This is a genomic window from Deltaproteobacteria bacterium (assembly GCA_021159305.1).
Lineage (GTDB): Bacteria > Campylobacterota_A > Desulfurellia > JAGGSF01 > JAGGSF01 > JAGGSF01.
Genome location: JAGGSB010000058.1, coordinates 1 through 10,000, shown reverse-complemented (window position 1 = coordinate 10,000; position 10,000 = coordinate 1). Strand labels below are relative to the sequence as shown.

Here is a 10,000-nt window from a genome sequence, read left to right as displayed (position 1 = left end):
ATCACAAAAACCTCCAATTTTTTGAAGGTTTTTTACGGCAATTCGTAGAATTGCCACATTTTTATAAGTATGTATCAATTTTTCAATTAAAAATTAATGGCTTTCAAAATCTAAACTCAAAAAAATGCAAAGCAATAATTAAATTATTGATAAGCACAAAAAATATGATAAGATAGATATTGTTGAAGATTGGACCACTAAATTCGCAAAAGGAGAGTGCAATGTTCAAAAAGCAGTTAATTGCGATTTTGCTTATTGGATTATATTTGTTGATTTCCGGTTGTGCACCGCTCCTCGTGGCTGGTGGTGCTGGTGCAGGTGCTGGTGGAGTAATCTGGTACAAAGGTGAATTGAGAGATACATTAAATGCATCGGTGCCACATGCCAGATTAGCTGCAATCACAAGTTTAAAAGATTTAAACTTATCTATCTTAGAGGAAAAGAAAGACAATTTGGTTGTAAAGATTAAATCACAATTTGCAGATGGTAAGAAAATATGGATAAGTCTTGAATCAGTAAGTAAATCTACAACAAAAATTAAGATTCGGGTAGGCACATTTGGAAATGAATACAGATCTCGCCGTATCTTGGAGTTGACTAAAAAACATCTTTAAGTAAAGCTAAGCTCCAAAACTCCTGTCCGCGCATCTAATTTTCTTTCTATCCTTTCAGTTAGGGAAATGAAAATCTCCGCAGTGGACAAAACTGTTGCTTCTATAAGATGCCCTCCCAACATTCTTGATGAACCATCAGAAACACTGGCATGTAGATGGACAACTGTTCTTTTCTCGGCAGTGCTGATATTTCCATGCAGACTTAGAAGTTCTAATGGACCGCAAATTTTTTTAAAACTTCTATTTGCATCCGTAATGGGAAACTGCTTAAAACTCTTCACATTCCTCAAAATTATTTCATTCAGACTGGCAACAGCACTTACAATACATCCACCTTCTATTTTCTGTTCATGAAATATCTTGCTCAACGATTCAACTATCTTTTCCTCAGGTCTTAATCTTATCCCTAAGATATTACCGTATTTCTTATACTCCATTTTCTGATTCTATTGCAAATCAATAGAGATTTCAACAAATAAACAATCCCCGCAAGCAGCGGAATATCACCAGATGTTATCCCGCCCCTTATCGGAGTGCGAGGTGACATTACTTGGTGCGGAATCTGGAAAGAATATTAGCCTCGGGATAAACATGGTTGATGGTTGATGGTTGATGGTTGATGGTTGATAGAAAAGTCATAAACTAATTATTCTGAAGCAAAAGAAAAGAATATTAGCCTCTGGATTGCTTTGTCATTGCGCCCCCTTTGTCATTCCGTGCTTGACACGGAATCTGGAGTCTGGATTCCCGCCCCCGATCAGGTCGAGGGCATGCTTTCGCGGGAATGACAGAGGAACGCACGGGAATGACACAAACCGCAGGTTTGGTCGTAAAAATTCCCTTAGAATTTTATGACACAAATCAAAGATTTGGTCGTAAAATCCTTAAAGGAAAACTTATGGAGTTCAGAAATTTTGCCTACATTAAAATTTTATGACACAAATCAAAGATTTGGTCGTAAAATGCGGCAAGCCACGGGAGGTATTAAGCCCACTATATAGAATAAAATAGGCTTGAACTAATAAAGAAAATATAGTAGAAACTCCAAAGATGTTCAGCTTTTCCATTAAGGCAAGAGAAAAAAACGCCAGAGCAGGGACAATAAAGATAAACGAAGATTTATTTATTTCTACTCCTCTATTTATGCCGGTGGGCACTCAGGCAACAGTAAAGGCGGTAACTCCAAGAATGCTCGAAGAACTGAATATAAAAGCCATCCTTTCCAATGCCTATCATCTATATTTGAGACCAGGAAAAGAGGTAATCCAAAAAATTGGCGGTCTGCACAAATTTTGCGGATTTAATGGCATGATTTTAACAGACAGCGGAGGATTTCAACTGTTCAGCTTAAATAACATGTTTACAAAGAGTGAATTGGGGATAGGTTTTTCTTCACCTTTTGATGGTTCAAAACATTTTCTTACACCAGAGGATATAATAGAAATTCAATCTCAAATAGGCTCAGATATAGCCGTTTGTTTGGATGTCTGCCCCTCCCACGATAAAATAAAAGGCGAGATACAAGAATCCGTACAAAAGACAATAAACTGGGCAGAAAGAAGCATAGAAGCGAGAAAAAAATACCCTCTCAACGCATTGTTTGGTATAATACAGGGTGGTGTGTATAAAGATCTACGAGAAATGTGTATAGAAAAAATGATAAAAATGCCATTTGAAGGATATGCCGTTGGTGGATTGATGACCGGAGAATGCCGAGAAGAAACATTAAATACAGTGAACCTGTGCTCATCTTGCCTGCCCTTCGACAAACCACGCTATACAATGGGTGTAGGCATGCCAGAGGACATATTAGAATGCGTAGAAGAGGGAATAGATATGTTTGACTGTGTCTTGCCCACTAGAAATGCAAGAAACGGCATGCTATTCACACAAAAAGGCGATATACACATAAAAAAGAGAAAATATGCTTTCGATGAAAATCCTATAGAAGGAAAATGCAGTTGTTATACATGCCAGCATTTTTCTCGTGCTTATCTGAGACATCTGTTTAAAACAAATGAACTCCTTTACTACACCCTTTCCACAATACATAACCTGCATTTCTACACATCTCTTATGAATAACATAAAAGACGCTATATTAAAGCATCAATTTCATCTGTTTAAGAAAGATTTTTTAAGGAAAAGAAATGAAAAAATTGATTGATAATCTAAAAAAAGAATTTAAAGAAAGGCTTGTCTGCGTAGGACTGCACAATATAGGCTTTATGATAGAGGAAAAGAAAAATGGTCTTCTCGTTATATTAGACAAAACAGAAGGAAGAGATTTACAAATAATTAAATATATATATGTAAAATACGGAAGAAAAGTATCTAACCCTATAATAGTTAACGAAACATTCTTTCGAAACACGGGTAACATATTCTGCATAGAAGCCTTAGAAATGCAGGAAAATTTAAACATCTTATATGGAAAGGATCCCTTGCACGATATAAAGATAGAAAAAGAAAACCTAAAAAAACAGTGTGAATACGAATTACGAGGCAAACTTTTGACACTCAAAGGTAGTTTTTTAAGCGCATATTGGGAAAGAAAAACACTGCATGACCTGCTTATAAGGTCAGCATACAATTTCTCACTCATTATAAAAAGCCTCCTGTATCTTAAGGAGAAGGAAGTGAAAAATAAAACGAAAGAGGAGTTGTTTGACTTATTTGAAGAAACATATACTAAAAAGCTTTCTGCCCTAAGGAAAATTGTGCAATTAAAGAAAACACCATTATCCGAGTTGATTCCATTATTCACACAATATGTAGATGAAATGGAGGCAATAGTTGCAATTATATAACTCTACATACTTTATCGGTTTTATTATCCTGGGCATAATACTCTTTGTTCTGTTACCTATGTTTCTTCCCATGTTATTAGATCTCTTGTTCAGCAAGGTAAAGAGTGATTGGGATAGCTTGTTTGGCAGAGGTTTTGGGAATAGATTTGGCGGAGGTTTTGGCGGACTCGGAAGTTGGTAAAAATAAAGGAGGATTGCAATGAAAAAACTTCTAACGGCAATAATCATCATCTTACTCATATTTATAGTAGTAGGAATATTTTATACACGAACTAACAATAAATTAGAAAGATGCAAAACAATGTGCGATGAATCCTGGGAAAGGATTGATACAGAATTTCAGAAAAAATCTAACCTTATTCCCTCTTTTTTAATCATAATGAAAGACTACGCAGTTCAGGAAGAAGACACCATTCAATACGCAAGAGATGTATACACTGACTTCATGTCTGCAGAAACAAGGAAAGAAATGTCTGCTTTTTATGCGGTAAACAATGCTTTATCCAAACTCTTATCTATTGTAGATAAATATCCTGAATTGAAGGCGAATGAAAATTTCACACCACTTATGAATAAACTAAAAGAAGTGGAAAATAATATCGCTGAGGCCTCTAAGCAGTACAACAAAAATGTAGAAACCTACAATGCACTGATAAAAGCATTTCCTGCAAATATCATCGCCAAAACACAAGGATTTTCTGCTTATCCTGAATTTCCAGAGGAGAAAGATCTTGGAAACTAAGAGCACACAATTATTAGTAGACAAATACATTCGCTTCGTCGCATCCAATAAAGGTCTCTCTACAAACACAACTTTCTCTTATAGGCGAGATTTAGAACAATTCTCAAATTTCCTGAAAGAACAGCATCTCTCTATTGAAGACAAAAAAACCATACGGAAATTAAAATTATTTTTAGGGAGCAAGGGGTTAAAAGCTATTAGTATAAACAGAAAGCTATCTGCAATAAGAGGATTCATAAAATTCCTGACCAAAAAATGCGTTGTAAAAGGAATTAATACAGAGAACATAAAAAACATAAAAATAACAAAAAAACTACCCCGAACGATTTCTCATACGAAAACAGATGAACTGATAGAAAAATATCTGTATGAAAACAATATAACCACAAGACGCAATCTTTTAATATTCATATTTCTATATGCTACGGGCTTAAGGATAACTGAACTTGTCAATTTAAAAATAGGCAATATCTATTGGAACGAAGGCTTTTTAAAGATAAGGGGCAAGGGATCGAAGGAAAGGGTTGTGCCAATAGCAGATAAGCTTATAGACATACTCAAAAAATATATAGAAAACGAGCGCCCTTTTTTTATAAAACACAAAACGAATGATTATCTATTCATATCCAGCAGGGGAACAAAATTTACCAGACAAGCAATATGGAAAATATCAAAAAAGATAGGGGGAGAAGATACATCTCCTCATACCTGGAGACACACATTTGCCACCCACCTGTTAGAAGGAGGAGTTTCTCTAAGGGCATTACAAAAAATGCTGGGACATAGTTCACTCACCACCACTCAAATCTATACCCATGTAGCAAACAATCTTCTAACAATGGAACTTAGCAAAAAACATCCTCGTAGTACAAAATGAAGGTCATAACCTGTCACAAATCCCCAGATTTTGACGCTATTGCATCATCCATAGCTGCGAAAAAGCTTTATCCAGATGCAGTTTTAGCACTTCCCCCCTTACCTCCCTACACAATGAAAAATTTCTTCATACAAACCAGTATTTATCTCTATTCACCAAAACCACCCAAAGAATTCAAATTAGACGATATTGATACACTTATTATTGTAGATACACATTCCAAAGAAAGGATAGGTATTTTCGGAAAGATAGCAGAAAAGGTTAAAACAATATGCTATGACCACCACGAAGAAGGAGATATTAAAAACTGCACCTTTTATACAGATAAAGTAGGAGCAAACACCACTCTTATGACAAACGAACTAAGAAAAAAAAATATAGACATTACTCCCGATGAGGCAACGCTTCTCTTAATCGGCATATATGAAGATACGGGCAACCTCACCTATCCATCAACCACCGTAAAGGATTTTCAGGCTTGCGCCTGGTTGTTACAAAAAGGTGGCGACCTAACCCTTACCTCTCAAATATTAGGAAGAGAAATGACCGCGCCTCAGGTAAATACCCTGAATGAACTAATAAGAAACAAAAGGATATACGAAATTAACAATCTAAATGTAGTTGTAACGTTTGCCTCTTTTGATCATTATATTTATGAGGCAGCTATCTCTGTAGAAAAGATGTTAAAAATAGAAAAGTTAGACGCAGTAATTGCTGCTATAAGGATGGAAAACAGAATTTATGTAATCGGCAGGTCAAAGAGAAAAGAAATTGATATTAGCAAATTTGCTAAATTGTTTGGTGGAGGAGGACACAGTTACGCCGCATCTGCAACTGTTAAAAACATTACTTTAACCGAGGTAATAGAAAAAATATTAGACAAACTGAATAGTCTAATGTTGGGTGCATTTATTGCAGGGAAAATTATGACCTGCCCGCCACGATTTATGGAATACAATCGTACTGTAGAGGAAGCAAATGAGATAATGACTCGATTTGGTATAAATGTTTTGCCGGTTTTAAAAAAAGATAAGCTTGTAGGTATTATTAGTAGGCAAATTGCGCAAAGAGCGTTTCATCATCATCTACAACAAAGAAATGTAGAAGACTTTATGATCACAGATTTTAAAACAGTAGCCTACAATGCCACATTTGAAAAAGTAAGAAAAATTATAATTGATGAAAAACAAAAACTTTTGCCCGTCTTAAAGAAAGGTAAACTTATCGGTGTAATCACCCGTACCAACATCTTACATCTCTTGGATAATGAACAAATAAAAGAACACACCTTAAAAATAGAAAATATTGCTTACAAAATAAAAAAGAATTTACCGCCCGACATATACATCCTATTAGAAAAAATAGGCTTATTGGCTCAACAGTTGAATTTTAGCGCCTACATAGTGGGCGGCTTTGTAAGAGATCTTATTATGAACGAAAAAAATCTCGATATTGATATCGTAATAGAGGGGAATGGAATAACATTTGCTAAAGAATTTGCTAAATTAGTGAAAGGAAAAGTGGCAACCCATGAAAAATTCAACACGGCAACTATAACACTCCCCAACAAATTCAAGTTCGATGTAGCTACTGCCCGTCAGGAATATTATGAAATTCCTGGAAGTCTGCCTTCTGTAGAGTTAAGTTCTATTAAACAAGACCTATATAGAAGAGATTTTAGTATCAACACCCTGGCTATAAAATTGAATAACAACTTCGGCGATCTTTTGGATTACTTTGGTGGATTAAAGGACATAAGAGATAAAAAAATAAGAGTTTTACACACTCTAAGTTTTATAGAGGATCCTACCAGAATTTTCCGTGCAATCAGGTTCGCAGTGAAGTTCAATTTTGAAATGGGTAAACAAACAGAAAAACTCATCAAAAATGCATTAGAACTAAACCTTTTAAATCAAGTTGACAAAAAAAGGCTATTCACAGAACTTTTTCTTATCCTAAAAGAAAAAGAAGCCTCTCGAGCCATTGAAAAATTGAATAAATTGGGTGTTTTTAGCAGTTTGAAAAAAAATCTTGTTATAGATCCTGTATGTATCAAACATATGGAAACAGCCTCTAACTTTATAGATAGTTATCTTCTTCTACATCCTACGGAAAAGGTAAACAAGGAAATCGTATTTCTGCTTATTCTTGAACATTATGCAAACTTACACAATGTAAATCTAATTCAAATATTAAACGCACCAGAAAATATAAAAAAAATTATACTTCCTATACAAAAAGGAAAAAAACACCTGCTTCACCAACTTGAAAATCACGCTATTACTGACGCCTACATCTATTACCTTTTAAAACCTTTAACCAATGAACAGCTAATCTTTCTCTTGAGTATTGCCAAGTTAAAGCAAACCAAAAACAAAATCGCCAGGTTTATAAATCAGCTTAAGTTTACTAAAAATATGATAGACGGAAAAGACCTTATCAGCTTAGGTGTAAAACCATCACCGCTTTTGGGAAAAATCCTTGATTCAGTGTTTGAAGACATCCTTTCAGGAAAAATAAGCTCAAGAGAAAAAGCGTTGGAAAGAGCCAGAGAAATAATTAGAGAAAATTTATCATCTATTCATTGATTCTAAAAATTCCTTATTCGTTTTTGTCTTAGAAAGTTTATCCACCAGAAAAATCATAGCATCAACATCATCCATTTCCATAAGCACCTTTCTTAATATCCACATCCTCTTTAATTCCTCTTTTGAAACAAGCAATTCTTCTTTTCTCGTTCCCGAACGCGTAATATCAATTGACGGAAAAACCCTTCTATCAGAAATTTTCCTATCTAAATGCAATTCCATATTGCCTGTTCCCTTAAACTCCTCGAAAATCACATCATCCATACGAGAGCCTGTATCTATCAAAGCGGTGGCAATAATGGTTAAACTGCCTCCTTCCTCTACATTCCTTGCCGAACCGAAAAACTTTTTGGGCTTTTGCAATGCATTGGAGTCTAATCCGCCTGAAAGTACTTTCCCGCTTGGCGGAATTGTAGCATTATAGGCCCGTGCCAGCCGTGTTACACTATCTAAAAGTATCACTACATCAACCTTGCTTTCTACCAGCCTTTTTGCCCTTTCCAATACAATCTCTGCCACTTGTGTATGCCTTTCTGGGGGCTCGTCAAAAGTAGAACTTACCACCTCTGCCCCTACAGATCTTTTCATGTCTGTTACTTCCTCGGGCCTTTCATCAATCAAAAGGACAATAAGTTTAATTTCAGGATGATTCTTGGTAATGCTATTTGCTATATTCTGTAAAAGCATTGTTTTTCCAGTGCGGGGAGCTGCAACAATCAGACCCCTCTGCCCTTTTCCAATAGGTGTAATAAGATCCATCACCCTCATAGAAACATTATCGGGCGTTGTTTCTAATTTTATCCGTTCCGTAGAATAGAGAGGGGTAAGATTATCAAAATATGGTCGCTTTCTTGTTTTGCTTGGATCCTGGTAGTTTACCGCCTCTATTTTTAGTAATGCATAATAGCGTTCACTTTCCCGGGGCGGCCGTATGAAACCCGTAACAAGATCCCCTGTCCTCAGCGAAAATTTCCTGATCTGTAATGGAGAAACATAAATATCAGAAGAAGAATATAAATAATTATTCTTCTGAGAACGCAAAAAACCAAAACCATCGGGCAGTATTTGTAACACCCCTTCATTAAAAAAAAGACCCTTTTTCTCGGCATCTTTCTTTAATATCTCCAAAACCAGTAGTTGTTTCTTCCTACCTTTATTTAAGCCAATACCTAAATCCTTTGCAATTTCACACAACTCATTAACTTTCTTCCGAGCCAATTCACTATAATCCATACTCACCTCTTAAAACCATCATTGAATTTAAAATTAAAAATAACCACATATAAACATTACCAACGAGCGAATCTCATTCTTATAATTTCTTCACAAAAGCTCTATAACTGAAAGCACTCATAACGAAGGAAAACATATAAACCAAATTAAATTTACTCAGAGAATAACTTTAATGTAACCAATCACCTTTAAAAAATCAAGCAAAAATCTCAAAGATTTAAGCTTGCAAAAAAGATATTGAAACAAATTATTAAAATGCATATAAAATTACACAATGAAAACTCTTATCCGAAAATTGTTTGACGCTGTGGGCGGATGTTACAGTAAAGAGTTAAACATCAACCTAAAGGAAAGAGATGACAATGAAATATTCAAATGGTTCATCGCCTCTTTGCTGTTCGGCGCCCGTATCGGAGAAAACATCGCCAAGAATACCTACTTTTCACTTGCTCACAAAAACATTCTTTTTCCCAAAGGATTTATTCAAAACTCATGGGAAGACATCGTTACCATTCTGGATGAAGGTGGATATGCCAGATATGATTTTAAAACAGCCACAAAACTGATTTCTGCCTCAAAAAACCTGATAAACAACTACAATGGTAGCTTAAACAACCTGTATTATCAATCTAAGAATGAAAAAGACTTAGAGAAAAAGATAAAGGCGTTGGCCAAAGGCATAGGACCTGTTACCACAAATATATTCCTGAGAGAACTCAGAGATATATGGAAAAAGACAAACCCACCATTTTCCAGATTCACTATTTACGGTGCACAATCCTTAGGCATAAAAGATTTAAGAAAAATATGGGAAGAACACAGAATAGAAGGATTCACCTTTGCCGATTTCGAGTCTGCATTTCTGAAGTTAGGCAAAAACTTTTGTTTAAAGAAAAAGTGTAAAATATGTCCAGTCAAAAATTATTGCATAAGAAAAATACAATAATTATCTATTGTCTGGGATTTGCAAAACAAATTTTAAAAGAATTTAAGCCTCTGGGTTCACCCCGTGTAATACTCAAGGACCCCCTTTTCCTTTCCCCCCACCCAAGAGCGGGGGGAATATTACACGGGGCAGGCAGATTTTCTCCTTCTTTGTCATTCCGCCCCCGTGTCAGGCACGGGGTGACATTACTT

At 35.5% G+C, this 10,000-nt stretch carries 10 protein-coding genes; 8 read left to right on the top strand and 2 right to left on the bottom strand.

Annotated elements, in window-relative coordinates; translation table 11 throughout:
- Positions 1 to 221: 221 nt before the first annotated feature.
- Positions 222 to 614: a DUF3568 family protein gene (locus J7J10_03760; GenBank protein MCD6130046.1), complete on the top strand. Its 393-nt coding sequence runs from the start codon at positions 222 to 224 to the stop codon at positions 612 to 614.
- Here J7J10_03760 and J7J10_03755 read toward each other — a convergent pair.
- Complete coding sequence (locus tag J7J10_03755; protein ID MCD6130045.1) at positions 611 to 1,051, bottom strand: DNA-binding protein; 441 nt, start codon at positions 1,049 to 1,051, stop codon at positions 611 to 613. The two genes, J7J10_03760 and J7J10_03755, sit on opposite strands and share 4 nt — an antisense overlap.
- A 613-nt stretch (positions 1,052 to 1,664) precedes the next feature.
- Here J7J10_03755 and tgt point away from each other — a divergent pair.
- From tgt to J7J10_03725, 6 genes are read left to right on the top strand one after another with little or no spacing between them, the layout of a single operon-like run.
- Positions 1,665 to 2,780 carry a tRNA guanosine(34) transglycosylase Tgt gene (gene tgt, locus J7J10_03750; protein MCD6130044.1) on the top strand — a complete coding sequence of 372 codons (1,116 nt, stop codon included), beginning with the start codon at positions 1,665 to 1,667 and terminating at the stop codon, positions 2,778 to 2,780.
- On the top strand, positions 2,764 to 3,423 hold the full coding sequence (locus tag J7J10_03745; protein ID MCD6130043.1) for a hypothetical protein: 660 nt from the start codon (positions 2,764 to 2,766) through the stop codon (positions 3,421 to 3,423). Before tgt ends, J7J10_03745 begins: the two co-directional genes overlap by 17 nt.
- On the top strand, positions 3,410 to 3,604 hold the full coding sequence (locus J7J10_03740; GenBank protein ID MCD6130042.1) for a hypothetical protein: 195 nt from the start codon (positions 3,410 to 3,412) through the stop codon (positions 3,602 to 3,604). Before J7J10_03745 ends, J7J10_03740 begins: the two co-directional genes overlap by 14 nt.
- An 18-nt stretch (positions 3,605 to 3,622) precedes the next feature.
- Positions 3,623 to 4,165 (top strand): LemA family protein, encoded by a 543-nt coding sequence (locus J7J10_03735; GenBank protein MCD6130041.1) that lies wholly within the window; start codon positions 3,623 to 3,625, stop codon positions 4,163 to 4,165.
- Positions 4,155 to 5,042, top strand: coding sequence for a tyrosine-type recombinase/integrase (locus J7J10_03730; protein MCD6130040.1), 888 nt, complete (start codon positions 4,155 to 4,157; stop codon positions 5,040 to 5,042). The genes J7J10_03735 and J7J10_03730 overlap by 11 nt, the downstream gene beginning before the upstream one ends.
- Positions 5,039 to 7,630 (top strand): CBS domain-containing protein, encoded by a 2,592-nt coding sequence (locus J7J10_03725; GenBank protein MCD6130039.1) that lies wholly within the window; start codon positions 5,039 to 5,041, stop codon positions 7,628 to 7,630. Before J7J10_03730 ends, J7J10_03725 begins: the two co-directional genes overlap by 4 nt.
- Here J7J10_03725 and rho read toward each other — a convergent pair.
- A complete protein-coding gene (gene rho, locus J7J10_03720) occupies positions 7,616 to 8,863 on the bottom strand; it encodes a transcription termination factor Rho (protein MCD6130038.1) in 1,248 nt (415 codons plus the stop codon). The genes J7J10_03725 and rho overlap by 15 nt on opposite strands.
- 274 nt (positions 8,864 to 9,137) lie before the next feature.
- On the opposite strand from rho, the gene J7J10_03715 reads away from it, so the two are divergent.
- Positions 9,138 to 9,809, top strand: coding sequence for a hypothetical protein (locus tag J7J10_03715; GenBank protein MCD6130037.1), 672 nt, complete (start codon positions 9,138 to 9,140; stop codon positions 9,807 to 9,809).
- The last annotated feature ends 191 nt before the right edge of the window (positions 9,810 to 10,000 follow it).

Bases quoted from the DNA above. Each gene is read 5' to 3' on its own strand.
- rho (MCD6130038.1), bottom strand. From the start codon at position 8,863: ATGGATTATAGTGAATTGGCTCGGAAGAAAGTTAATGAGTTGTGTGAA.
- J7J10_03715 (MCD6130037.1), top strand. From the start codon at position 9,138: ATGAAAACTCTTATCCGAAAATTGTTTGACGCTGTGGGCGGATGTTAC.
- J7J10_03760 (MCD6130046.1), top strand. From the start codon at position 222: ATGTTCAAAAAGCAGTTAATTGCGATTTTGCTTATTGGATTATATTTG.
- J7J10_03735 (MCD6130041.1), top strand. From the start codon at position 3,623: ATGAAAAAACTTCTAACGGCAATAATCATCATCTTACTCATATTTATA.
- J7J10_03755 (MCD6130045.1), bottom strand. From the start codon at position 1,051: ATGGAGTATAAGAAATACGGTAATATCTTAGGGATAAGATTAAGACCT.
- tgt (MCD6130044.1), top strand. From the start codon at position 1,665: ATGTTCAGCTTTTCCATTAAGGCAAGAGAAAAAAACGCCAGAGCAGGG.
- J7J10_03745 (MCD6130043.1), top strand. From the start codon at position 2,764: ATGAAAAAATTGATTGATAATCTAAAAAAAGAATTTAAAGAAAGGCTT.
- J7J10_03725 (MCD6130039.1), top strand. From the start codon at position 5,039: ATGAAGGTCATAACCTGTCACAAATCCCCAGATTTTGACGCTATTGCA.